This window comes from Anoxybacillus sp. CHMUD (genome assembly GCF_013096965.1).
Lineage (GTDB): Bacteria > Bacillota > Bacilli > Bacillales > Anoxybacillaceae > Anoxybacillus > Anoxybacillus kestanbolensis_A.
The window spans coordinates 13,176-37,952 of the sequence record NZ_SDLG01000018.1; the positions used below are offsets into that span (position 1 = coordinate 13,176).

Here is a 24,777-nt window from a genome sequence, read left to right on the forward strand (position 1 = left end):
ATGTTACAAACAAAACAAACGAAAGGGCGAGTGTGTGTGATTCAAGTGGGAGATATTGTTGCACGAAAATCGTATGAATGTGATATTTTGTTTCGGGTTATTGATATAAAAGAAAAAGAAGGGGAAAAAGAAGCCATTTTATATGGGGAGGATGTTCGTCTTATAGCCGATGCTCCGTTTTCTGATTTAGTTGTTATTGACGAGCGGGAAAAAAAGAGAAGAAAAGAAGAAGAAAAGCGGCATATTGAGCAGTGCTATAAATTGTTGCGTCAAGATTATCGGGCGCTACGGGAAAAAAGTGAATATGATGCGACAGGCGGATATGAAGTGAAAATGGATTTTTTCCAATTACCGGGACGTGTGCTTCATATAGATGGCGACCCGCTTTATTTACGTAAATGCATGCAACTGTATGAACGAATCGGGGTCCCGGTATATGGTGTTCATTGTCATGAAACAGATATGCCCGATCGTATTATTCCACTACTTGAACAAGTGCGTCCAGATATTTTAGTTGTAACGGGACATGATGCATATTCGAAATCGAAAGGATCGGTAGATGATTTAAGGGCGTATCGTCATTCGAAATATTTTGTCCAAACAGTGAAGCAGGCACGCAAAAAAATTCCGAATCTCGATCAACTTGTCATTTTTGCTGGGGCGTGTCAATCTCATTTTGAATCGCTTATTCGAGCAGGTGCGAACTTCGCAAGCTCTCCTGCACGCGTCAATATTCATGCTCTAGATCCTGTATATATTGTCTCACGCGTTAGTTTCACTCCTTTTATGGACCGCATTAACGTATGGGACGTATTAAGAAATACATTGACAGGGGAAAAGGGGCTCGGTGGTGTTGAGACGCGCGGTGTTTTGCGGACAGGGATGCCTTTTCGGACGATGGATGGGCAAACATAAACAAAAAATCTCTTGTCTTTTTGCCGTAGTGGTAAAAAGACAAGTTTTGTTTTTTAACACTTTTTGTACATAATTTTTTCTTTATTTGTTCATAATAAAAACAAAAGTATTGACATTTAATATTTTTTGTTGATATAATTCTTATTTTTTGACTTATCTTTTTTCATTTGTTATACTATGTAATAGTGAGGTGGATACGATGGGAAAAACATTGTCGGAAATTAAAAAAGTGTTGGATTCGAATCTCGGTAAAAGATTGACGTTAAAAGCGAACGGTGGGCGTCGAAAGACAATCGAGCGTTGCGGTGTGTTAGCGCAAACATATCCGTCCGTATTTGTCGTTGAACTTGATCAAGAAGAAAACGCTTTTGAACGTGTATCATATAGTTATGCAGACGTGTTGACGGAAACAGTACAACTTACATTTTTAGATGACGAACAAGTAGCGATGAGCAGCTCACATTCATGACGGCTAAGGAGGCGACCAATATCGGTGGTCTCTTTTTTTGTGGCCATTGAAAAGGTCCGTATTTGTTCACTATTTTTTGTGGTAAAATGTCGATAGGAGTTTGAAGTCGGAAAAGTAGGTGAACAGTTTGAGGTTGTTAGTGAAAGCACCAGCGAAAATTAATTTATCACTCGACGTATTACATAAGCGCCCAGACGGCTACCATGAAGTAAAAATGGTGATGACGACGATTGATTTAGCTGATCGTGTCGAGTTAATGGATTTGTATAGCGATACGATCCAAATTATTTCGCACAATCGCTTCGTGCCGGATGATGAACGCAATTTAGCATATCAAGCTGCTAAATTGTTGAAGGAGAAAGTGGGTGTTCGTCGAGGGGTAGCGATTTCTATTACGAAGTATATTCCCGTTGCGGCGGGTCTTGCAGGTGGAAGCAGCGATGCCGCTGCAACGTTGCGAGGATTAAATAAGCTGTGGGGGTTAGGGTTGAGTTTAGACGAACTTGCTGAAATTGGGGCGGAGATTGGCTCGGACGTTCCGTTTTGCGTATATGGAGGAACAGCGATCGCAACGGGACGGGGAGAGAAAATTGAGCATATTCCTGCTCCTCCACCAAGTTGGGTCATTTTAGCGAAGCCAACGATCGGTGTGTCAACTGCGGATGTGTATCGGAATTTAAACTTGCAATCCGTCGATCATCCAAACGTAGATGGAATGGTTGCTGCGATTAGAGAAAAAGATTATGAAAAAATTTGTGCGCTCGCTGGAAACGTATTAGAAAGTGTCACGCTAAACATGTATCCTGAAGTCGCGCAAATTAAGGAACAAATGAGACGTTTTGGTGCAGATGTCTCATTAATGAGCGGAAGTGGACCGACCGTGTTTGGCCTCGTTCAACACGATTCACGTTTACAACGTGTATATAATGGTTTGCGCGGTTTTTGCGAACACGTATATGCTGTTCGATTAATTGGAGAAAGACATGAACAATAAAGGAGGAGTTATTGTATGAAATTAAGGCGAAGTAGTCGGCTTGTCGATATGACACACTATTTGCTTTATCATCCACACCAGCTTGTTCCGCTTACTTTTTTTGCGGAACGATACGGATCAGCGAAATCGTCGATTAGCGAAGATTTGGCTATTATTAAGCAAACGTTTGAACAGCAAGGAATCGGTTTGTTGCGTACGCTTCCTGGGGCGGCCGGTGGGGTGCAATACGTACCGAAAATGTCAGAAACGGAAGCGAAACAATTTATTCAGCAACTATGTACAAGCTTGGCGGATCCCGATCGGCTATTGCCAGGGGGCTATTTGTATATGACAGATTTGCTTGGCGATACACGTATCGTCAACCAAATTGGTCGCTTATATGCTTCTGCGTTTGCCCATGAACATATTGATTTTGTTGTGACAGTTGCAACAAAAGGAATTCCTTTAGCCTACGCTGTTGCAAGCTTTTTAAATGTACCTGTCGTCATTATTCGCCGCGACAGCAAAGTGACAGAAGGTTCGATGGTCAGCATCAATTACGTATCAGGCTCTTCAAAACGTATTCAAACGATGGTGCTATCGAAGCGAAGTTTAACGGAAGGAGCGAATGTCTTAATTATCGATGATTTTATGAAAGCGGGCGGAACAATCAACGGCATGATTAGTTTGCTTGCAGAATTCCGTGCAAACGTTGTTGGGATTGGTGTGCTTGTCGAGTCGGAAGAAGCAGAAGAACGACTCGTTGATGAATATGTTTCCCTTGTGAAACTCACATCTGTTAATGTAAAAGAAAAACAAATTACCGTAGAAGAAGGAAACTACTTTCATTTTGTCAAATAAGTAAAATGATTTTTACATGCAGGAGGAAGAGACGTCAACTACCCCCACTTAGCTAACGCTTGAAGCGGGGGCTTGCAACTCCCCAGAAGTGCGAACGGACTTCGTCCTCCTTCCTTGACTTGGGGTTGCATCAGGGGCAGGTTGACGACTACCCAACGACATAGGTCATGCCTATATCGCTACCGAGTGGCTCGGCATGTCTGTAGGCAGTACTTGACTTCCACGCACAACAGACGGATGTACGCTCGATGTTTTACGGTTGCAACGTTTCCTGCAACCAACTCCCTACATCGAGTAACGGGGATTGGAGTGCCTTGATTCAACGGTTTTCTCCACATTCTTATTCTATCATATACAAAAGAAAGGAGGAAGGGCGATTCCTCCCCGACTTTCGCTCTCGCTTAGAAGTCGGGGTCTCCTCGCCAAAGATGATGAAAGTTGTACACACAAACCAAGCTCCACAAGCCATTGGACCATATTCACAAGGCATTATCGTCAACAACATGTTTTACAGTTCTGGACAAATTGCTTTAACTCCTGAAGGAGAAATGGTGCAAGGGGATATTCAAGCACAAACGCATCAAGTATTCAAAAATTTGCAAGCGGTGCTTGAAGCGGCAGGAGCGTCTTTAGAAACTGTTGTAAAAACAACGGTGTTTTTAAAAGACATGAACGATTTTGCGGCGATGAATGAAGTATACGGCCAATATTTCCGCGATCATAAACCAGCGCGTTCCGCTGTTGAAGTGGCTCGTTTGCCAAAAGATGCGTTAATTGAAATTGAAGTCGTTGCCCTTGTTAAACAATCGTAAAAAAATTTTTTAAAGTTAGCAGGAAAATAAAAAACGACGTGGAATAAATTCAATTAAGTTCTTATATAGGGAAAAGGTGGTGAACAGAATGGAAGTAACTGACGTGAGATTACGCCGCGTGAATACCGAAGGACGTATGAGAGCGATTGCCTCGATCACGTTGGATCATGAATTTGTTGTTCATGATATTCGTGTCATTGAAGGCAATAACGGCTTGTTTGTCGCTATGCCAAGCAAGCGTACTCCTGACGGGGAATTCCGTGATATTGCTCATCCAATTAACTCAACAACCCGCGGGAAAATCCAGGAGGCTGTTTTAGCTGAATATCACCGTGCTGGTGAGTTGGAAAAAGAGCTTGAAGAAGCAGGTGCTTCGTAATCATAAGAAAGAGGACCCTCTCGAGAAGAAGGGTCCTTTTCATATGAAAAATGCATTTATCTCATTGATAAAGAACATATAGTGAAAATGATGAATTTTTTTGGTAGATGACAATGTTTCCTTGAAATACATACATAATTGATATATATTCAATATGGATAAAGAGAGGTATGGAGGCCTTACGATGAGACGATATGCGATCATTTTAGCGGCTGGACAGGGGACGCGCATGCGTTCAAAGCTGTATAAAGTGTTGCACCCTGTCTGTGGAAAGCCGATGGTACAACATGTAGTGGATGCAATTTCTATGTTACATGTAGATCGACTAATTACAGTTGTTGGTTTTGGAGCAGAACGAGTAAAAGAACAACTCGGCAGTCAAAGTGAGTACGTCATTCAAGAACAACAGCTTGGGACGGCACATGCTGTTTTGCAAGCAGCACCTCATTTAGCTGATAAAGATGGTGTGACTCTCGTTGTTTGTGGAGATACGCCATTGATCACCTCAGAAACGATGGAAGCGCTTTTACAACATCATTTACAAACAAAAGCGAAAGCAACGATTTTAACCGCCCTTGCAGAAGATCCAACAGGATACGGTCGCATTGTCCGAAATAAAGATGGACATGTCGAAAAAATTGTAGAACATAAAGACGCAACCGAAGAAGAACGGAACATTCGAGAAATTAATACAGGGACGTATTGTTTCGATAATCGTGCATTATTTGAAGCGCTTACGAAAGTGTCAAACGACAATGCACAAGGTGAATATTATTTACCAGATGTCATCGAAATTTTGAAAAAACAAGGCGAAATCATTTCAGCATATGAAACACCGGTGTTTGAAGAAACGTTAGGTGTAAATGACCGCATTGCGCTTGCACAAGCAGAAAAAATTATGCGTGCACGCATTCATCGTAAACATATGGCAAATGGTGTGACAATCATCGATCCTGATCATACGTATATAGGACCAGATGTGCACATTGGACAGGATACCGTCATCTATCCCGGGACATGGATTGAGGGACATACGGTGATCGGTGAAAACTGTATCATCGGACCGAATAGTGAAGTGAAAAATAGCCGTATTGGCAACGACACATCGATTCGTCATTCGGTTGTACATGATAGTGAAATAGGATCAGACGTAACCATTGGTCCATTTGCGCATATTCGTCCGCTATGTAAAATTGGTGATGATGTGAGAATCGGAAACTTCGTCGAAATCAAAAAAGCGACGTTTGGAGACGGCAGTAAAGCATCGCACTTAAGTTATATTGGGGACGCTGAAGTAGGCGCACATGTCAATATTGGTTGCGGAACCATTACAGTAAATTATGACGGTGCCAATAAATACGTGACAAAAATTGAAGATGGTGCGTTTATTGGTTGTAATTCGAACTTAATTGCTCCTGTTACGGTCGGAAGTGGAGCGTATGTAGCGGCTGGTTCCACGATTACCGATGATGTGCCTAGTGAGGCTTTAGCTATCGCACGTGCTCGGCAAACAAATAAAGAAAATTATGTTGAACGTCTACAAGCGAAGAAAAAATCCTAATGGAGGTTCATTGACCCATGTCTCAGTATTTAAATTCTAATTTAAAGTTATTTTCGTTAAACTCTAATCCAATCTTAGCCCAAGAAATCGCAAAAGTGATTGGTGTTGAATTAGGAAAGTGTTCCGTTTCTCGTTTTAGCGATGGAGAAATTCAAATTAACATTGAGGAAAGTATTCGTGGATGCGACGTTTATGTTATTCAATCAACGAGCGCGCCCGTGAATGAACATTTAATGGAGTTACTTATTATGATTGACGCATTAAAGCGAGCGTCTGCAAAAACAATTAACATTGTTATGCCGTACTACGGATATGCTCGTCAAGATCGCAAAGCACGTTCTCGTGAGCCGATTACAGCGAAATTAGTTGCGAATTTATTGGAAACTGCCGGTGCTTCCCGCGTTATTACACTTGATTTGCATGCGCCGCAAATTCAAGGATTTTTTGATATTCCAATCGATCATCTCATGGGGGTTCCGATTTTAGCGGATTACTTTAAAGAAAAGCAACTTGATGATATTGTCATCGTTTCTCCGGACCACGGTGGCGTGACGCGTGCGCGGAAAATGGCAGATCGTTTAAAAGCACCAATTGCGATCATTGACAAGCGTCGTCCGAAACCAAATGTAGCAGAAGTGATGAACATTATTGGTAATGTACAAGGAAAAACGACGATTTTAGTGGACGATATTATTGATACAGCTGGAACAATTACTTTAGCGGCAAATGCGTTAGCTGAGCATGGGGCAAAAGAAGTGTATGCATGTTGTACGCACCCAGTTTTATCAGGTCCAGCGATTGAACGAATTCAAAATTCGAAAATTAAAGAGCTTGTTGTTACGAATACAATTGCGATTCCTGATGAAAAGAAAATGAATAAAATTGTCGAACTATCTGTTGCTCCTCTGATTGGTGAAGCAATTATTCGCGTACACGAAGAGCAGTCGATTAGCGCGTTGTTTGACTAATGACGTTTAGACCTTCCTGTTTTAGGGGAAGCTATGAGCGATGCTAAAATAGGAAGGTGATTTCATTGTTACAACTTCAATTGCGTACAGATCATCGACGTTCTTACGTCAAACAAATGCGGAAACAAGGTCACATCCCGGCTGTGTTGTACGGGAAAACGATGAATAGCCAATCAGTTTTTGTTGATGCGGCTGAGTTTTTAAAGCAGTTGCGGGCTACAGGGGGTACAGGTCTTTTAGACGCAAAGATGAACGACCATCATATTCGTATCATCGTTCGCGATATGCAAAAACACCCGATTCGCCATGATATTATTCATATTGACTTTTTAGCTGTTGATGCAAAGAAGGAAATAGATGTTCACGTTCCGATTCATCTCGTTGGTGAAGCAGCTGGCGTGAAAGATGGGGGTGTATTGCAACAAGCAATGCATCAGTTGTCCATTCGGGCGTTGCCGTCAAACATCCCTCCATCCATTGATGTCGACATAACGAATTTGCAAGTAGGCGATGTTATTACAGTTTCACATATTCAAACAAACGGTGCTTATGAAATCAATCACGATCCAACAGAAGTGATCGCTTCGATTTTGCCACCAAAACAAGAAGAAGAAATTCATAGCGGTGAAGAACAAGAACCGGGGAGACCAGAATCGGAAGAAGGACGCGAAACAACACCGTGACGGACGTAGCCATCATTGGTTACGTCTTTTGCGGTATGGAGAGAAGGAGCAGGGAAATGGTAAAGCTGTTTGTTGGTTTAGGGAATCCTGGAAAAGAATATGAACAAACGAGGCATAATGTAGGGTTTATGGTGATCGATGAGCTTGCTCGTCGCTGGGGATTTACGTTCAATCAAACGAAGTTCCAAGGTATATTTGCAAGTGGCATCATTTCAGGTGAAAAAGTCATATTATGCAAACCGCTTACATATATGAACTTATCGGGTGAATGCGTTCGACCATTGATGGACTACTATAATATTGATGTCGACGATCTCATTGTCATTTACGACGACCTAGATTTGTCAACCGGAACGGTCCGCTTGCGTCCAAAGGGAAGCGCTGGCGGTCATAACGGAATGAAATCGCTTATTCATCATTTGAAAACAGAGCAATTTAAACGCATTCGCATCGGCATTGATCGGCCGAAAAACGGAATGAGAGTGAGTGACTACGTATTAGGTCGGTGGACAGCGGAAGAGAAAATACAAATCGAGCAAGCCATTCAAAAGGCGGCGGATGCATGTGAACGATCGTTGAAAATTTCATTTGCGCAAGTGATGAACGAATTTAATAAGTAATGAATAATTCCCGACTAAATGGTTCAAAATGTATTCGATTAAAACAACCATTTGGGAGGGACACATATGGCATTGCATTACTATTGTCGCCATTGTGGCGTAAAAATCGGGACGATTGATGCACTTGAGTTAGAGAGTGAGCAATTGGGGTTTCATCGATTAACAGAAGAAGAAAGGTTAGATATGATTCAATATCTTCCGACAGGGGAAATTTGTGTCAAGGCGATTTGCGAAGATTGCCAGGAGGCGTTGGATCGAAATCCTGATCTTCACCAATATGAAAAATTTATTCAATGATTGGCTTTGGGTTACCCAAAGCGTTTTTGTATTTATGTTTGGAGAGGAGGGGTTTTTTTTGCGCGGATTACGACAATATTTTATTCATCACGCGGACATGCAATCGGTTGCAGAAGGGGTTCGCAATGGCTTAAAGGAACAGCTTGTGACCGGTTTGTCTGGCTCTGCCCGTTCTGTTTTCATTTCTTCTTTATATGAGGATACTGAGCGACCTTTATGCATTGTGACGCACAATTTATTTCAAGCGCAAAAAATATATGATGATCTCATTCAATTAATTGATGAGGAAGAAGTGTTTCTTTATCCCGTTAATGAACTGATTGCCGCTGAACTAGCTGTAGCTAGTCCGGAATTGCGAGCACAACGATTAGAAGTGTTAAACTATTGGTGTGAACGGAAAAAAGGAATTGTTATCGCTCCCATTGCTGCACTTCGACGACTATTGCCACCGAAAGATGTATGGCAACGTTATCAACTTCATTTTCGCGTCGGTGAGCAAATGGATGTGGAACATTGTTTGAAGCAATTTATTGCGATGGGATATGAACGTGTGTCTGTTGTTTCAACTCCGGGGGAATTTAGCGTCCGAGGAGGTATTATTGATATTTATCCGCTTACAGCTGAGCTTCCTTATCGTATTGAGCTATTCGACGTGGAGATCGAGTCAATTCGGACGTTTTCAGTCGATGATCAACGTTCGGTGGCTGAGATAGATGAGGTGTTAATTGGACCGGCAACGGAATTGATCATTGAACAACAACATATAAACGAAGCGATTCAACGGCTAGAAGCACAACTTCATGATACGTTGCAACATATTCATGATGAAAAAACGAAAAATCGTTTATATGAACATGTATCATTTGAATTGGAGCAGTTGAAAAACGGAAAATCAATCGAAGAAATGTACAAATATTTCTCGCTTTTCTATCCTTCTGCTGCAAGTTTGCTAGATTACATTCCAGAGCACGGTGTCGTCATCATCGATGAAATGAGTCGTATTCAAGAAGTAGCAGAAAAACTGGAACAGGAAGAAGCAGAATGGTACACAAACTTATTAGAAGAAGGAAAAATTGTGCAAAGTGTCTCGATTTCTCATTCGTTTCCAGAAGTATTGCAAAAACGGACGAGATCAACGATTTACTTGTCTTTATTTTTACGTCATATTCCATACACGCATCCTCAAAACATTGTTAATGTATCTTGTAAGCAAATGCAAGTGTTTTATAGTCAAATGCAGTTGTTAAAGGGAGAAGTTGAGCGGTGGCAAAAGGGGAATTATGCTGTCGTTTTGTTAGCAGGAAATGAAGAGCGAGCGAAAAAACTGAAACAAACGTTAGAAGATTATGAGATTGATGCTGTCCAAATCGGGAAAGATGATGCATTATTGCATGGGAAATGTCAAATTGTCCCGTCTGGGTTAGTTGCAGGTTTTGAATTGCCGATGCAAAAACTCGCCGTCATTACAGAAGAAGAGCTATTTAAAAAGCGAATGAAACGTCCTGTGCGACGCCAAAAATTGTCGAACGCGGAACGGATTAAAAGTTATACAGATTTAAAAGTCGGGGACTATGTCGTCCACGTCAACCATGGAATCGGAAAATATTTAGGGATCGAAACGTTAGAAATTAACGGTGTTCATAAAGATTACATTCATATTCAATATCAAGGGAATGATACGTTATACGTTCCTGTTGATCAAATGGATCTCGTCCAAAAATATGTCGGTTCAGAAGGAAAAGAGCCGAAAATTTATAAATTAGGTGGAACAGAGTGGAAGAAAGTAAAGAAGAAAGTAGAGTCTTCTGTTCAAGATATTGCCGAGGACTTGATGAAATTATATGCAGAGCGCGAAGCGAGCAAAGGGTACGCTTTTTCACCGGATAACGAGATGCAAAGGGAATTTGAAGCGGCGTTCCCATATCAAGAGACGGAAGATCAGCTTCGTTCCATTCGTGAAATTAAACGCGATATGGAAAGCGAACGGCCGATGGATCGATTGCTATGTGGGGATGTTGGTTACGGAAAGACAGAAGTAGCGTTGCGGGCCGCTTTTAAAGCGATCATGGACGGAAAACAAGTTGCCTTTCTCGTACCGACGACGATTTTAGCGCAACAACATTACGAAACAGTTCGTGAACGTTTCCAAGGGTATCCGATTAACGTCGGTTTATTGAGTCGTTTTCGCACGAAAAAGCAACAAACCGAAACAATCCAAGGCTTAAAAGACGGTACGATTGATATGGTTATTGGAACACATCGGCTTTTATCAAAAGACGTATCGTTTAAAGATCTAGGTTTATTAATTATTGACGAGGAGCAACGGTTCGGTGTTGCTCATAAAGAAAAAATTAAACAACTAAAAACAAATATCGATGTATTAACGTTAACCGCTACACCGATCCCGCGCACGTTACATATGTCGCTTATCGGTGTCCGCGATTTGTCCGTCATCGAAACACCTCCGGAAAATCGTTTCCCTGTACAAACGTATGTGATGGAATACAGCCCAATCATTGTGCGAGAGGCGATTGAACGCGAAATGGCGCGCGGAGGACAAGTGTTTTTTCTTTATAATCGCGTTGAAGATATTGATCGAAAGGCAGAAGAAATTTCGGCGCTCGTACCTGATGCTCGCGTGACATATGCACACGGAAGAATGTCCGAACATGAACTTGAAGCGGTCATGCTTGCGTTTTTAGAAGGTCAATATGATGTACTAGTGAGTACGACGATCATCGAAACAGGTGTTGACATTCCAAATGTGAATACGTTAATCGTTTATGATGCGGATAAGATGGGTCTTTCACAACTATATCAATTGCGCGGGCGCGTAGGACGTTCCAATCGCATTGCGTATGCGTATTTTACGTACCGAAAAGATAAGGTGCTAAATGAAATAGCAGAAAAACGATTGCAAGCCATTAAAGAGTTTACCGAGCTTGGATCTGGCTTCAAAATTGCGATGCGTGATTTATCTATCCGAGGAGCTGGCAACTTATTAGGGGCACAACAACACGGTTTTATTGATTCCGTCGGCTTTGAGCTTTATTCTCAAATGTTGAAAGAAGCGATTGAAGAAAAACGAGGAACGAAACAAGAAAAACCGTTTGAAGTGGAAATTGATTTAGAAGTCGATGCGTACATCCCTGAATATTATATTGCCAATGAACAACAAAAAATCGAGATGTATAAGCGATTCCGCGGACTTGATTCGTTAGAAGAACTCGAGCAATTACGAGAAGAAATGTTGGATCGCTTCGGTGATTATCCAGACGAAGTGGCTTATTTATTCCAAATTGCCGAAATGAAAATATATGCGAAACAGCATCTCATTGAATCCATTAAGCAAACGAAGCAAGAAGTCACCATTTTATTCTCACAAGAAACGACAAAGCAAATTGATGTTAGCAAATTGTTTAAGCTCGGTGAACCGTATGGCAGGGATGTTGGTTTCGGCATGGATGGAGATCGCTTTAAAATTGTCGTTCATGTAAAAGGAATGAAGCCGCAACAGTGGTTAATGATCATTTATGAGTTGCTAAAAGGGTTAAAATATGCTAAAAAATAATTGATTGTTCATGTTTATTGTTTATAAGTAAATGGCAATGATGAAGATGGGGGATTTTCACTTTTAAAAAAAAAAATCCCCCTCCTTTGTGTATATAACTTTGTTTGTGACGGATACTAATCACAACAATGGTGAATTATTCAACTGTTTCACCAGTGCCATTTTTAATCACTAGATGAAAGCGAGGCATCGATAGATGAAAGCAACAGGTATTGTTCGACGAATCGATGATTTAGGACGAGTAGTAATTCCAAAAGAAATTCGCAGAACACTTCGTATTCGCGAAGGAGACCCACTTGAAATATTTGTTGACCGCGATGGTGAGGTCATTTTAAAAAAGTATTCACCAATTAGTGAATTAGGTGACTTTGCAAAAGAGTACGCTGAAGCTCTTTTCGACAGTTTAGAACAACCTGTGCTCATTTGTGATCGCGATGTATTTATTGCAGTAGCAGGCGGATCGAAAAAGGAGTATTTAAACAAGAGCGTAAGCGAACTTGTTGAAAAGGTGATGGAAGATCGTCAATCGATTTTGCATACGGAAGAAAAAAATGTATCATTCACGCAAGGTCATGAAGAACATATGCAATCATACGTGATTGCACCGATTATTGCTGGAGGAGATCCAATCGGGGCAGTCATTATTTTCTCGAAAGATAAAACGCTTGGCGAAGTGGAACATAAAGCAGCGGAAACTGCGGCGAGCTTCCTTGCTCGACAAATGGAACAATAAAGGTAGCATCTCGCTACCTTTTTTTGATGTATGTAATAGTAAAAAAAGGTGAAGTGTATGGAAAAAAAAGACTGGTTGCGCGGTGCGTTTGTGTTGACGGTCGCCGCCTTATTTACAAAAATATTAAGCGCTTTTTACCGAATTCCGTATCAAAATATTGTAGGCGATGTCGGATTTTATATTTATCAACAAGTTTATCCTTTTTACGGTATTTTCCTCGCTTTGTCAACGTATGGTTATCCGGTTGCGATCTCAAAACTTATTGCCGAAAATAAACAATCAACATATAAGTTTGCTGTTGTTCGGCTTTCTTTTTATTTTTTATCATGCCTTAGTATCGTCATGTTTTCCGTTCTTTATTTTGGCGCTTCGTCACTCGCGGCGCTCATGGGAGATCATCAACTAGCTCTGTTGATTCGCGCCGTTTCGTTTGCTTTTTTGCTTCTTCCGTTTACTTCCGTTTCTCGCGGATATTTTCAAGGGGGAGGAGAGATGAATCCGACCGCTGTTTCGCAAGTAGTTGAACAACTTGTACGTGTCGGAGCGATTTTATTTCTTTCTTCTTTTTTGCTTCATCGCGGATTTACCGTTTATGAGGCAGGAGCTGGTGCGATGATTGGTTCACTTATGGGAAGTTTTGCAGCCGTTGCAGTACTCGTCGCATATATGTTGCGAAAGCGGACGAATGTTCATACCGAGCCATGGATTCCAACAAAAGAAAAAAGAAAAGTGCTTTTATTTTTAGCCGTTCATGGCGTAACGATTTGTTTAGCTAACATGCTTCTTGTTTTAATACAACTTGTTGATTCATTTACCCTTCTCCCTTTATTACAACAAGCAGGATTGCATGAACTAGCTAAAACAGCAAAGGGAATTTATGACCGTGGTCAACCGTTTATTCAGCTTGGGACAGTAGTAGCTACTTCTTTTTCATTAGCGCTTGTGCCGATGTTATCGCATGAACAAACAGAACGCAACGAAATATATACAGCTGTTCGCGTAGCGTTTATCATTGGAATGGGGGCAGTCGTTGGTTTAGTTTGCATATTAAAACAAGCGAATATCATGTTGTTTAAGGATCATGTTGGTGCGATGGAGTTGACGATTTTAGCTGTTTCTATTCTTTTTACTTCTTTAACATTAACATCTATTGCTATTTTGCAGGGGCTTGGGGATGTATTTCGCCCAATTTTCCTCGTTTGTGTCGGCATGATAGCAAAATGGGGGTTGAATGTGTTGCTCGTTCCTTTATGGCATACAGTAGGGGCAGCTGTAGCGACACTCATTGCCTATGTCGTCATGTGCGCTATCGCCTTTTTTTATGTGCAAAAACGAATGTCTCGTCCTTTGCTTTCGCTCTCTATAATCATTCAAACGATAAAAGCCGCAGCGATGATGGCGATCATTTTAGTTGGATATATCATATTGATAAACGAGTTACCAATTCATCATGGACGTCTGTTTTCATCGCTTCAAGCGATCATTGGTGTTTTTATTGGGGCGTTTGTTTATATTATAATGATCGTTAAAAAAGAGGTTTTGGCGGAAAAAGACTTGTTAGCTTTTCCGTTTGGACGTTATTTAATAAAAATAAAGCAAAGAAAGGCTGGATAGTCATGGGTACAATTACAATTGTCGGTCTTGGGGCAGGAGACATCGATCAGTTGTCTTTCGGTGTGTACCGTACGTTAAAACAGGCGAATCGCCTCTTTTTACGAACGAAAGATCATCCTGTTGTCGCACAGTTGGAAGCAGAAGGGATACACATTCAATCGTTTGACGACATATACGAAAAATATGATCAGTTTGAACAAGTATACGAACATATTGTTGAACATTTATGTGCAGAAGTGAAAAAAGGGGACGTTGTATACGCTGTTCCAGGCCATCCACTTGTTGCTGAGCGTACAGTAAAGCTATTGCTCGAAAAAAAAGATCACATTTCTGTTCGTGTAGAAGGGGGACAAAGTTTTCTTGATGCGTTATTTACTGCCGTTGAGCTCGATCCAATCGAAGGTTTTCAATTGATTGATGCTACCTTATTTCAACCGGACGAAATTCAGTTGCGGAATCATATTATTTTTTGTCAAGTATATGACTCGTTCATTGCATCCGATGTGAAACTAGCTTTATTGGAAAAATTACCACATGATTATCCTATTTTTATCGTTTATGCAGCAGGAAGTAAACAACAACGCATCGAAAAAGTTCCGCTATATGAGCTAGATCGGGTCATAACGGTGAGCAATTTAACGAGCGTTTACGTACCAAAAGTAGAAAATGACGAGCTATTATATCACGATTTTACTACTTTACGCCGTGTGATTGCGACGTTGCGTGGGCCTAACGGTTGCCCATGGGATCGGAAACAGACGCACGAGTCGCTGAAGAAGTATTTGCTTGAAGAGACGTATGAGCTTCTTGATGCGATTGATCGGCAAGATGATGAAAATATAATTGAAGAGCTTGGCGATGTATTATTGCAAGTTATGCTTCATGCTCAAATTGGTGAAGATGAAGGAATGTTTTCGATTGATGATGTCATTCGGGCCATTACAGAAAAAATGATTCGGCGCCATCCGCATGTATTCGGAGACGTTCATGTTGAGCATGCGGAACAGGTTGTACGCAACTGGGAAGCAATCAAACAGGCGGAAAAAGAAAACGTACTTCATTCATTACTTGACGATGTTGCCAAAGCGTTACCGAGTACGCTTCGCGCATATGAATATCAAAAAAGAGCAGCAAAAGTTGGATTTGACTGGTCGGACGTAGAGCCGATGTGGCGTAAAGTTGAAGAAGAAATGAATGAGGTGCAGCAAGAAGCCGGTCGTATGGATGAACAAAAACTAAAAGAAGAGTTTGGAGATTTACTATTTGCGCTTATTAACGTATGTCGATATTATAAAGTCAATCCTGAAGAGGCGTTAGCCATGGCGAACGAAAAATTTTACCATCGTTTTCAATACATTGAACAAAAAGTAAAACAACAAGGGAAAGCTTGGCGTGCGTATTCTTTAGAGCAATTAGATGAAATATGGGAAGAAGCGAAAAGGGAGGGGCTATAATATGCGACTCGATAAGTTTTTAAAAGTTTCACGGCTCATTAAAAGAAGAACGTTAGCAAAAGAAGTGGCTGATCAAGGACGTGTATCGATTAATGGCCAACAAGCGAAAGCGAGTTCAACCGTAAAAATAGGCGATGAAATTATGATTCAATTTGGTCAAAAACATGTGACAGTGAAAGTAGTCGAATTACAAGAACATGCGAAAAAAGAAGATGCGAGTGCGTTATATGAAATTGTGAAAGAAGAGCGAGTGGAATAGCTTGTTCTAAACTATTTTCCCCCCTCATACACTTGTACAAACGATCGTTGTGAGGGGGAGACGTTGATGACACAAAACATTGGAAATAAAGGTCCGATTCAAGAACATGACATTGTTATGCGCAGTCGGCGCACGTTAGAAATTACCGGTGTAAAACAAGTAGAAAGTTTTGATAATGAAGAATTTTTACTGGAAACGGTTATGGGGTTTTTGTCTGTGAAAGGACAAAATTTACAAATGAAAAACTTAGATGTAGATAAAGGAATTGTCTCGATTAAAGGTAAAATTTTCGAAATCATTTATTTAGACGAGCATCACACGGAGAAGGCTAAAGGGTTCTTTAGCAAGTTGTTTAAATGAGTTTGCACGTGCAATTTACGACTTTGCTTGCGATGATCGGAATCGGAATGATCATTGGGGCATCTTTTGACACATATGCACACATATTCAATCGTTCCAAGCGTCATCGACTTATCGTATGGGTTGCAGACATTCTTTTTTGGGTCACGCAAGCGCTATATGTCTTTTACACATTATTGGTTATTAACAACGGGCAAGTTCGTTTGTATATTTTTTTGGCCATATTATGCGGATATGCTGCCTATCAAGCTTTATTTCAACGTATGTACGTTCGTTTATTGCAAAAAATTATTCGCGCTTTTGTAATGTTATATCGTCTAATCATCCGAATGTTTCATTATGCTGTCATACTTCCGCTCCGACTTCTTTACCGTTTTTTTGTTTTTTTATTCATCACTACTTGTCATTTCGTTTTCTTAGTTGGTAAAATTTTATATAAAGTAATGTATGGATGTATACGATTTTTATTGCAACCAGTTGCATGGATCGGACGCTTTGTTTGGCGAAAAACTCCACTTCGTTTTCAAGCAACGGTTGGTCGCATTTTTCATATCGGGAAAGGGTTTCTTGCAAAAATAGCGAATATGTTTAGAAAAAAAGGGTAGTGAAGAAGGAGCGGTGAAAAACATGGGCGCCCCACAAAGAAGTAAAGTGAAAAAAATACAAACATCGTATGTCATTCAACAAGAAAAACAAGAACATAAGAAGGCGCGACGTCGTAAAAAGAAGGTGGTTCGTTTTAGCATTGTGGCAACGATGGCGTTAGCTGCTTCTTCGCTATTTTTATATACGATGGCGGCACAATCTTCTGCGATTGATGAGCAATTAAAAACGAAAGAACAGTTAGAAGAAAAGTTACGCACGTTGCAACAAGACGAACAAAGATTGAAAGAGGAAATCAAAAAATTAAACGATGATCAATATATTGCTGAATTGGCTCGAAAGCAATATTTTTTGTCGAAAGAGGGAGAAATTATTTTTATCACTCCGGATGAGTAAGTAAGATAGGCAGAAGGCTTATTGACACTTGTTTTTTTCATTATGTATAATGAAAGAAACGATTTTTCAGATTTTAAGGAGGAGCACTTTTTTTATGTCAATTGAAGTAGGCAGCAAGTTACAGGGAAAAGTAACGGGCATTACAAAATTCGGAGCGTTTGTTGAGTTACCAGAAGGCGCGACAGGCTTAGTGCACATTAGTGAAGTAGCTGACAGCTACGTAAAAGACATTAATGAACATCTCAAAGTAGGCGATGTTGTCGAAGTTCGTGTTATTAATGTTGAGAAGGATGGGAAAATTGGCTTATCGATCAAAAAGGCAAAGGAACAAGCTTCACGTCCGCGCAACAAAGGAAACGATCGCGCTTCAAAAGAAAGCTTTGAGCAGAAAATTAGCCGTTTCTTAAAAGAAAGTGAAGATCGTTTAGCATCCCTTAAACGCCATACCGAATCGAAACGAGGAGGTCGTGGTGCTCGACGTGGTTAACTTGCTGCCGAATGGGACATGAGGCAGTTTATATAAGCATCCATTTCGTAAGTGGATGCTTTTTCGTTTGGATTTTATGAAAAAACTATTGACTTTATCGGAGGAACATAGTAAAATTACAAATGTCGTTGCATGGCGGCGTAGCTCAGCTGGCTAGAGCGTACGGTTCATACCCGTGAGGTCGGGGGTTCGATTCCCTCCGCCGCTACCAAATTGCATAATGGCCCGTTGGTCAAGTGGTTAAGACACCGCCCTTTCACGGCGGTAACACGGGTTCGAATCCCGTACGGGTCATCAAAAAGACACCAATTTCGTCACGAAATTGGTGTCTTTTTGTTTATATAAGCCGTTTTTTGTGATATTCCGTCGAAAAATTTATGTGATTCATCTTCTTTTTTTGACAAAATTTTGATAATTCAGTCTGTATAATACGAAGTAATAGACTGATATATGGAGAAGGGGAGAGGATGAACATGGAGCGAGTGGAACGGAAGTTAATCAATCAAATGGCGGAAGTACCTTTAAGTGGGACGAAAACGACGGCGTCACAATGGCTTCAGCGGTTTACAGTTCGATTCAGTCATTTATTATTTCAACAAGGGTTTTTATTTCTAGTTATCGGTTTTTTGCTTGGACGAGCTCTCATTTTAACAAAGATGACACCGTTTGCTTTGCCTTTTTTTGCAGCAATTTATTTACTTCGACGCGATAAGTTAGGTTTTGTATTTATTGCTTTATTCGCAGGATCGTTGACCGTCTCTTTTTACACTTCTTTATTTATCGTTGCTTCGATCTTGATGTTTCTCATCTTTTATCGTCTATTTTTCTGGATTGATGCTCTGCCGAAAAGATTGCCCGTTGTCGTGTTTTTTGCCTCCATTTTTGCGAAAACAGGCATGATTTATACGTGGGGGCATGAATGGACGATATACGAGGGAATGACGATGCTTATTGAAGCGGGACTTGGCTCAATTTTAACGCTCATTTTTTTACAAAGCGTGCCATTGTTTGATCATCAAAAATATAAGCAAACGTTAAAACCAGAAGAAGTCATTTCTTTCGTCATTCTTATTTCTTCTATGCTGACGGGAATGGTTGGTTGGTCAATTTATGATCTTTCGTTAGAACATGTTGCATCGCGCTATTTATTGTTGTTGTTTGCTTTTGTAGCCGGCGCTACCGTTGGTTCAACAGTCGGCGTTGTTACAGGACTTATTTTAAGCTTAGCGAGCGTCTCAAATTTATATCAAATGAGCTTGCTTGCTTTTGCTGGGTTGCTTGGAGGGCTTTTGAAGGAAGGGAAAAAGCTAGGTGTTTCTCTTGGTCTTGTTGTCGCAACATTGTTAATTGCCCTTTATAGTCAAGGGATCGCAGACATTGTCCCGAATATCGTGGAGTCGCTATTAGCCGTTTTACTTTTTTTGATGACTCCACAATCGTTGACGAGTAAAATGGCGAAATATGTGCCAGGGACGATTGAACATACGAATGAGCAACAACAATATGTGCGAAAAATCCGCGATGTTACCGCTCAGCGAGTGGAACAATTTTCTCATGTGTTTCAAGCGTTATCAAAAAGCTTCTCTTCCTATGGTGTACTTACGCACGAAGAGGAGGAAGAACGTGAAATTGATTACTTTTTAAGTGATGTAGCTGCTAAAACGTGCCAAACGTGTTTTAAGAAAGACCAATGTTGGATTAACCACTTCGATAAAACATATGACTACATGAAAAAAATTATGCAAGAGGCAAGCGAAAATGATCAAATAACGAATGCAAAATTGTTGCGAGAATGGAATAAACATTGTGTGAAAGCAAATAAAGTTGTTCAAATCATCGAGAAAGATGTGTCGTTTTATAAAGCGAATAAAAAACTAAAACAGCAAATGAAAGAGAGTAGAAGGCTTGTGGCCGAACAGTTATTAGGTGTATCGCAAGTGATGGAGGATTTTGCGAAAGAAATTCAAAAAGAGCGTGAAAATTATTATGTGCAAGAAGAACAAATTTTGCACGCCCTTCAACAGTTCGGTGTCGATGTGAACGATGTTGAAATTTATAGTTTAGACAAAGGAAGTGTTGATATTGAGATGGTTGTTCCATATTGCGATGGAAGGGGCGAATGCGAAAAGCTTATTGCACCAATGCTATCTGATATTTTAGGTGAGACGATTATTGTGAAAAAAGAAGATTGTTCTGTCTATCCGAACGGGGACTGTCGGGTTGCTTTCAGTTCTTCAAAAGCGTTTGTTATTGATACAGGCGTTGCGTACGTTGCAAAGGGGGGCGGATTCATTTCAGGTGACAGCTATGCGATGATGGAAATTGGTGGTGGAAAATATGCGTTAGCTATTAGTGATGGAATGGGAAATGGGGAACGAGCGCATTATGAAAGTAAAGAAACGCTCAAACTATTACAAAAAATTTTACAATCGGGAATTGAGGAACGAATTGCGATTAAATCGATCAACTCTATTTTGGCGTTGCGAACGACAGAAGAAATTTTTTCAACGCTCGATTTAGCCATTGTTGATTTGCAAAATGCAACAACAAAATTTTTAAAAGTTGGCTCATCTCCAAGCTTTATTAAACGTGGAAATAACGTGATGAAAATCGAATCGAGCAATTTGCCGATAGGAATTATTACTGGGGTAGAGTTTGAAATGATTGAAGAGCAATTAAAGGCAGGAGATTTACTCATTATGATGAGTGACGGCATTTTTGATGGGGTTTCGCATATCGAAAATCATGATGTATGGATAAAACGAAAAATTAAAGAATTAAAAACGAATGATCCGCAAGAAGTATCTGAATTGCTTTTAGAAGAAGTCATTCGTGTCAACGGTGGAGAAATCGAAGATGATATGACGATTGTTGTGGCGAGAATTAAACATAATACACCGAAATGGGCAGTCATTCCGGCATATCAATATATGAAATAAAGGTATAAAATCCCCTCTGAACGTCGATGATGGGAGTATACTACTTTTTTCGGAGGGGATGAACGTATGCGAAAAGGAACGTTGCGTCAAATTTTATTAATCACAGACGGTTGTTCTAATCATGGTGAAGATCCAATTGCTATGGCGGCATTAGCGAAAGAACAAGGGATTACGGTTAATGTAATCGGTGTTCTTGATCAAGACATCATTGATGAGCAAGGATTACGGGAAATTGAAGGAATCGCACAATCAGGTGGAGGAATTAGTCAAGTCGTATACGCTAAACAGTTATCACAAACGGTACAAATGGTCACAAGAAAAGCAATGACACAGACGTTGCAAGGCGTCATTAATCGGGAGTTAAAACAAATTTTAGGATCCCAGGCTTCCATTGAACAGCTTCCGCCAGAAAAAAGGGGAGAAGTGATGGAAGTTGTTGAGGAGTTAGGGGAAACTGTTAACTTGCAAGTTTTAATATTAGTAGACACAAGTGGAAGTATGAAGACAAAGTTGCAAACGGTAAAAGAAGCGTTATTAGACTTATCGATCAGTTTGAATGCTCGTTTGGGAAATAATGAGTTTTCTGTTTTTGTATTTCCCGGGAAAAAAGGAGAGGTAGATCGTATTCTAGATTGGACGCCGAAAATGGAGTCCATTTCAAGTGTGTTTCCAAAACTAACATCCGGGGGAATTACACCGACCGGTCCAGCTATTCGCGAGGCGCTACAACAATTCCAAAAAAGACGCTCATTAAAAAGTTTGTTTACGCATGATGGTGATGACGATGTATACATCGAACAATCTATGTAACATTCCAACGGGAACAGTTATACAAGGGAAGTGGCATAAACGTCGTTATGAAATGATAAAGCAACTCGGTAAAGGAGCAAATGGGGTTGTTTATTTGGCTAGAGAAGGACGGACGTTTGTGGCGCTAAAAATAAGCAATCAAGCAACAGCGATGATGTCAGAAGTAAATGTGTTGAAACGATTTTCAGAGGTCCAGGGAGTTGCCCTCGGACCTTGTTTATTAGACGTAGATGATTGGTTTCATCCGCAAGAAAAAAGAATTTATTCATTTTATGTGATGGAATATATTGAAGGGGATGATTTGTTAACTTTTATTCAAAAACGGGGGAAAGATTGGATCATCGTCATTATATTGCAGTTGTTAGGCGATTTGCATAAGTTGCACGAAAAAGGGTGGGTATTCGGTGATTTAAAGCCAGAAAATTTAATTGTTTCCGGGACGGTCCCGAAAGTGCGATTAATTGATGTGGGTGGCACAACCATTCGCGGACGAGCCATTAAAGAGTTTACAGAGTTTTTTGATCGTGGCTATTGGGGTATGGGAACAAGAAAAGCCGAGCCATCGTATGATTTATTTGCGGTGGCGATGATTATGATTAATATGTGCTATCCAAAACGATTTGAAAGAAAGGAAAATGGCCGAGAGCAGCTACGTCTTATGATCTCCTCTCATCCCTATTTGAAAAAATACGAGAAAATATTATGGTGTGCACTGGATGGAAAGTACACTAGCGCTCATGAAATGAGGAAAGATTTGCTACAATGTATGCAACAACCGTCTGTAAAGAAAGAAAAGCGCGAAGAAAGAACGGTGCGTGTAAAAAGGAAGAAAAAATTTCATGTATTAGAGACGATGCTTTTGTTTGTGTGCCTTTTATTTATGTATGTTGTTTATTTGTATGTTCAAATTCTTTAATTTTTCCGCATTCGTTTTGAGTACGGGCAATAAAATATGATACGATTGTAAAAAACGACACTACTAACCAAGAGGGAGAATATGCTAGAAGTTGTGCATGAGTTTATCGAAAAGCATCAATTGCTTGAGCGTGGTACAACTGTTGTTGTTGGCGTGTCAGGCGGTCCGGACTCGTTAGCGTTGCTTCATTTCTTATGGAGTGAAAGAGAGCGTTACGATATTCAACTTATTGCTGCACATGTCGATCATATGTTGCGGGGAAAACAATCAGAAGAAGATATGCATTTTGTGAAACATTTTTGCGAACAACATAGTATTATATGTGAGGCGACACAATTAGACGTTCCTGCATATATGGAACGAACAGGAAAGGGCGTGCAAGAAGCAGCCCGTGATTGTCGATACACCTTTTTTGAGCAAGTTATGTACAAACATCACGCACATTGTGTCGCTTTAGCTCACCACGGCGATGACCAAATTGAAACGGTGCTTATGCGATTAGTACGCGGAAGTACGACAGGAGGATACGCAGGGATACCCGTAAAGCGCCCGTTTGGCAGTGGCTATATCGTTCGACCATTTTTATGCATCGATCGAAGACAAATTGAACAGTATTGTCAACAAAATGGATTGCATGCTCGGCACGATCCGAGCAACGAAAAGGACGATTACACGCGCAACCGTTTCCGTCATTTCGTTTTGCCTTTTTTTAAGCGGGAAAATATTCGCGTTCATGAGCATATTCAACAGTTTAGTGAGATGATGAGCGAAGATGAAGCATTTTTAGAGCAACTGACAAAAGAGGAGTTGAAGCACGTTGTTCATCAACAAGAAGAAGAGATTCGTGTCGATATTCCTCCGTTTATACGCATGCCAAAACCTTTACAAAGACGAGGGATTCAACTAATATTAAACTATCTTTATGGGAACGTCCCATCGTCATTGTCTTCTATACATATCAACCAAGCGTTACAATTTTTAAAACGGCAACATCCTTCAGGTATGCTTCATTTTCCGAATGGATTAAAAGTTATTCGTCAATATGAGGTATGTATATTTACGTTTCAGCAGAGACAGACGAGCGAATATGAGTTTCTTTTCCATGTTCCTGATACGCTCGTATTACCAAACGGATGTCAACTTATCAGTCAGTTTGTTGATCGCTATCCTTTCATTGAAGACGATGATCATATAGTCATTGAGGCTGATCAATTAATGTTGCCTCTTCGTGTGCGAACAAGAAAGTGTGGAGATCGCATGAAAGTCAAAGGAATGGAACATGCGAAAAAAATATCTCGTATTTTTATTGATGAAAAAATTCCAGCGAACGAACGGGCGCAATGGCCAGTTATCGAAGATGCGAGCGGGAACATCATATGGATTCCTGGTGTAAAAAAATCTGTTTACACAGCAACAAATATTACAAAAAATCGCTATATTGTATTACACTATAAAAAGCAATGAATGATAGTAGGAGGAAAGAATATGGGCATGCATCAAGATATGGAAAAAATTTTAATTACAGAAGAACAAATTCAACAAAAAGTAAAAGAGTTAGGTGCATTATTGACGAAAGAATATGAAGGACGCTTTCCGCTTTTGGTTGGTGTACTAAAAGGCGCGATGCCGTTTATGGCAGATTTAATTAAGCATATTGATACATATTTGGAAATCGATTTTATGGATGTATCGAGCTATGGAAATGCGACCGTATCATCTGGAGAAGTGAAAATTTTGAAAGACTTGAACACATCGGTTGAAGGCCGCGATGTGCTTATCATCGAAGATATTATTGATAGCGGTTTAACGTTAAGCTATTTAGCAGATTTATTCCGTTATCGCAAAGCAAAATCGATTAAAATCGTGACTTTGCTTGATAAACCGTCTGGTCGAAAAGCAAATATTGAAGCTGATTATGTCGGTTTCATCGTTCCAGATGAATTCGTTGTCGGCTATGGGTTAGACTATTGTGAGAAATACCGAAATCTTCCGTACATCGGTGTGTTAAAACCAGAAGTATACAGTAAATAATTTTTTCATGCACATCGTTTGTTTTGGAGCGTTTTTCTATGATACTATTGACTATAGCGTGTTTTA

The 24,777-nt window shown here is 40.3% G+C and carries 24 protein-coding genes, 2 tRNA genes and 1 pseudogene; all 27 read left to right on the forward strand.

The window, feature by feature from the left end; all coding sequences use genetic code 11:
- The 27 genes and pseudogenes from yabG to hpt all read left to right on the forward strand — a co-directional run bounded on the left by yabG (position 1) and on the right by hpt (position 24,711).
- Positions 1 to 915, forward strand: a complete 915-nt coding sequence (yabG, locus tag ETB99_RS11285) for a sporulation peptidase YabG (RefSeq protein WP_171700646.1) — start codon at positions 1 to 3, stop codon at positions 913 to 915.
- A 199-nt stretch (positions 916 to 1,114) separates the two neighbouring features.
- Complete coding sequence (gene veg, locus ETB99_RS11290; protein ID WP_004888526.1) at positions 1,115 to 1,384, forward strand: biofilm formation stimulator Veg; 270 nt, start codon at positions 1,115 to 1,117, stop codon at positions 1,382 to 1,384.
- A gap of 127 nt (positions 1,385 to 1,511) precedes the next feature.
- On the forward strand, positions 1,512 to 2,378 hold the full coding sequence (gene ispE / locus ETB99_RS11295; RefSeq protein ID WP_171700638.1) for a 4-(cytidine 5'-diphospho)-2-C-methyl-D-erythritol kinase: 867 nt from the start codon (positions 1,512 to 1,514) through the stop codon (positions 2,376 to 2,378).
- Positions 2,379 to 2,393: 15 nt separating this feature from the next.
- The gene (purR, locus tag ETB99_RS11300) at positions 2,394 to 3,218 is read left to right on the forward strand and encodes a pur operon repressor (RefSeq protein ID WP_004888529.1); all 825 of its coding nucleotides are present in this window, start codon (positions 2,394 to 2,396) and stop codon (positions 3,216 to 3,218) included.
- A gap of 431 nt (positions 3,219 to 3,649) precedes the next feature.
- Entirely contained in the window at positions 3,650 to 4,030 is a 381-nt protein-coding gene (locus tag ETB99_RS11305) for a RidA family protein (RefSeq protein WP_004888532.1), read from the forward strand.
- A gap of 88 nt (positions 4,031 to 4,118) precedes the next feature.
- Positions 4,119 to 4,409: a septation regulator SpoVG gene (gene spoVG, locus ETB99_RS11310; RefSeq protein WP_003398210.1), complete on the forward strand. Its 291-nt coding sequence runs from the start codon at positions 4,119 to 4,121 to the stop codon at positions 4,407 to 4,409.
- Between the two features lie 184 nt (positions 4,410 to 4,593).
- Positions 4,594 to 5,970, forward strand: a complete 1,377-nt coding sequence (glmU, locus tag ETB99_RS11315; protein WP_171700639.1) for a bifunctional UDP-N-acetylglucosamine diphosphorylase/glucosamine-1-phosphate N-acetyltransferase GlmU — start codon at positions 4,594 to 4,596, stop codon at positions 5,968 to 5,970.
- Positions 5,971 to 5,987: 17 nt separating this feature from the next.
- Complete coding sequence (locus ETB99_RS11320) at positions 5,988 to 6,938, forward strand: ribose-phosphate diphosphokinase (protein ID WP_077428179.1); 951 nt, start codon at positions 5,988 to 5,990, stop codon at positions 6,936 to 6,938.
- A gap of 56 nt (positions 6,939 to 6,994) precedes the next feature.
- Complete coding sequence (locus tag ETB99_RS11325; RefSeq protein WP_077428181.1) at positions 6,995 to 7,621, forward strand: 50S ribosomal protein L25/general stress protein Ctc; 627 nt, start codon at positions 6,995 to 6,997, stop codon at positions 7,619 to 7,621.
- Between the two features lie 56 nt (positions 7,622 to 7,677).
- Positions 7,678 to 8,241: an aminoacyl-tRNA hydrolase gene (pth, locus tag ETB99_RS11330; RefSeq protein WP_006323728.1), complete on the forward strand. Its 564-nt coding sequence runs from the start codon at positions 7,678 to 7,680 to the stop codon at positions 8,239 to 8,241.
- A 66-nt stretch (positions 8,242 to 8,307) separates the two neighbouring features.
- Positions 8,308 to 8,538, forward strand: a complete 231-nt coding sequence (gene fin, locus ETB99_RS11335; protein WP_004888543.1) for an anti-sigma-F factor Fin — start codon at positions 8,308 to 8,310, stop codon at positions 8,536 to 8,538.
- A gap of 58 nt (positions 8,539 to 8,596) precedes the next feature.
- Positions 8,597 to 12,109, forward strand: coding sequence for a transcription-repair coupling factor (gene mfd, locus ETB99_RS11340; protein ID WP_305792554.1), 3,513 nt, complete (start codon positions 8,597 to 8,599; stop codon positions 12,107 to 12,109).
- A gap of 196 nt (positions 12,110 to 12,305) precedes the next feature.
- Entirely contained in the window at positions 12,306 to 12,842 is a 537-nt protein-coding gene (spoVT, locus tag ETB99_RS11345) for a stage V sporulation protein T (protein ID WP_021095775.1), read from the forward strand.
- 57 nt (positions 12,843 to 12,899) lie between these two features.
- Positions 12,900 to 14,456, forward strand: coding sequence for a putative polysaccharide biosynthesis protein (locus ETB99_RS11350; RefSeq protein ID WP_171700641.1), 1,557 nt, complete (start codon positions 12,900 to 12,902; stop codon positions 14,454 to 14,456).
- A gap of 2 nt (positions 14,457 to 14,458) precedes the next feature.
- Positions 14,459 to 15,910 carry a bifunctional methyltransferase/pyrophosphohydrolase YabN gene (gene yabN, locus ETB99_RS11355; protein ID WP_171700642.1) on the forward strand — a complete coding sequence of 484 codons (1,452 nt, stop codon included), beginning with the start codon at positions 14,459 to 14,461 and terminating at the stop codon, positions 15,908 to 15,910.
- A gap of 1 nt (position 15,911) precedes the next feature.
- Positions 15,912 to 16,169 carry an RNA-binding S4 domain-containing protein gene (locus ETB99_RS11360; protein WP_021095778.1) on the forward strand — a complete coding sequence of 86 codons (258 nt, stop codon included), beginning with the start codon at positions 15,912 to 15,914 and terminating at the stop codon, positions 16,167 to 16,169.
- Positions 16,170 to 16,235: 66 nt separating this feature from the next.
- Entirely contained in the window at positions 16,236 to 16,529 is a 294-nt protein-coding gene (yabP, locus tag ETB99_RS11365) for a sporulation protein YabP (RefSeq protein ID WP_004888559.1), read from the forward strand.
- An 8-nt stretch (positions 16,530 to 16,537) separates the two neighbouring features.
- Positions 16,538 to 17,134 (forward strand): spore cortex biosynthesis protein YabQ, encoded by a 597-nt coding sequence (gene yabQ, locus ETB99_RS11370; RefSeq protein WP_309138150.1) that lies wholly within the window; start codon positions 16,538 to 16,540, stop codon positions 17,132 to 17,134.
- A gap of 22 nt (positions 17,135 to 17,156) precedes the next feature.
- Positions 17,157 to 17,528, forward strand: coding sequence for an FtsB family cell division protein (locus ETB99_RS11375; protein ID WP_077428189.1), 372 nt, complete (start codon positions 17,157 to 17,159; stop codon positions 17,526 to 17,528).
- A 94-nt stretch (positions 17,529 to 17,622) separates the two neighbouring features.
- Positions 17,623 to 18,015, forward strand: coding sequence for a S1 domain-containing RNA-binding protein (locus ETB99_RS11380; protein WP_006323664.1), 393 nt, complete (start codon positions 17,623 to 17,625; stop codon positions 18,013 to 18,015).
- Between the two features lie 134 nt (positions 18,016 to 18,149).
- Positions 18,150 to 18,226, forward strand: a tRNA-Met gene (locus tag ETB99_RS11385).
- Positions 18,227 to 18,237: 11 nt separating this feature from the next.
- Positions 18,238 to 18,309 (forward strand) — tRNA-Glu (locus ETB99_RS11390).
- A 179-nt stretch (positions 18,310 to 18,488) separates the two neighbouring features.
- A complete protein-coding gene (gene spoIIE, locus ETB99_RS11395) occupies positions 18,489 to 20,954 on the forward strand; it encodes a stage II sporulation protein E (RefSeq protein ID WP_077428190.1) in 2,466 nt (821 codons plus the stop codon).
- 54 nt (positions 20,955 to 21,008) lie between these two features.
- A pseudogene (locus ETB99_RS11400) lies at positions 21,009 to 21,764 on the forward strand (vWA domain-containing protein); the annotation flags it as partial.
- Positions 21,727 to 22,680 carry a serine/threonine protein kinase gene (locus tag ETB99_RS11405; protein ID WP_077428214.1) on the forward strand — a complete coding sequence of 318 codons (954 nt, stop codon included), beginning with the start codon at positions 21,727 to 21,729 and terminating at the stop codon, positions 22,678 to 22,680. The pseudogene ETB99_RS11400 and the gene ETB99_RS11405, both read left to right, overlap by 38 nt.
- 81 nt (positions 22,681 to 22,761) lie before the next feature.
- On the forward strand, positions 22,762 to 24,144 hold the full coding sequence (gene tilS, locus ETB99_RS11410; protein WP_171700643.1) for a tRNA lysidine(34) synthetase TilS: 1,383 nt from the start codon (positions 22,762 to 22,764) through the stop codon (positions 24,142 to 24,144).
- A gap of 21 nt (positions 24,145 to 24,165) precedes the next feature.
- Positions 24,166 to 24,711, forward strand: a complete 546-nt coding sequence (gene hpt / locus ETB99_RS11415; protein WP_006323671.1) for a hypoxanthine phosphoribosyltransferase — start codon at positions 24,166 to 24,168, stop codon at positions 24,709 to 24,711.
- The last annotated feature ends 66 nt before the right edge of the window (positions 24,712 to 24,777 follow it).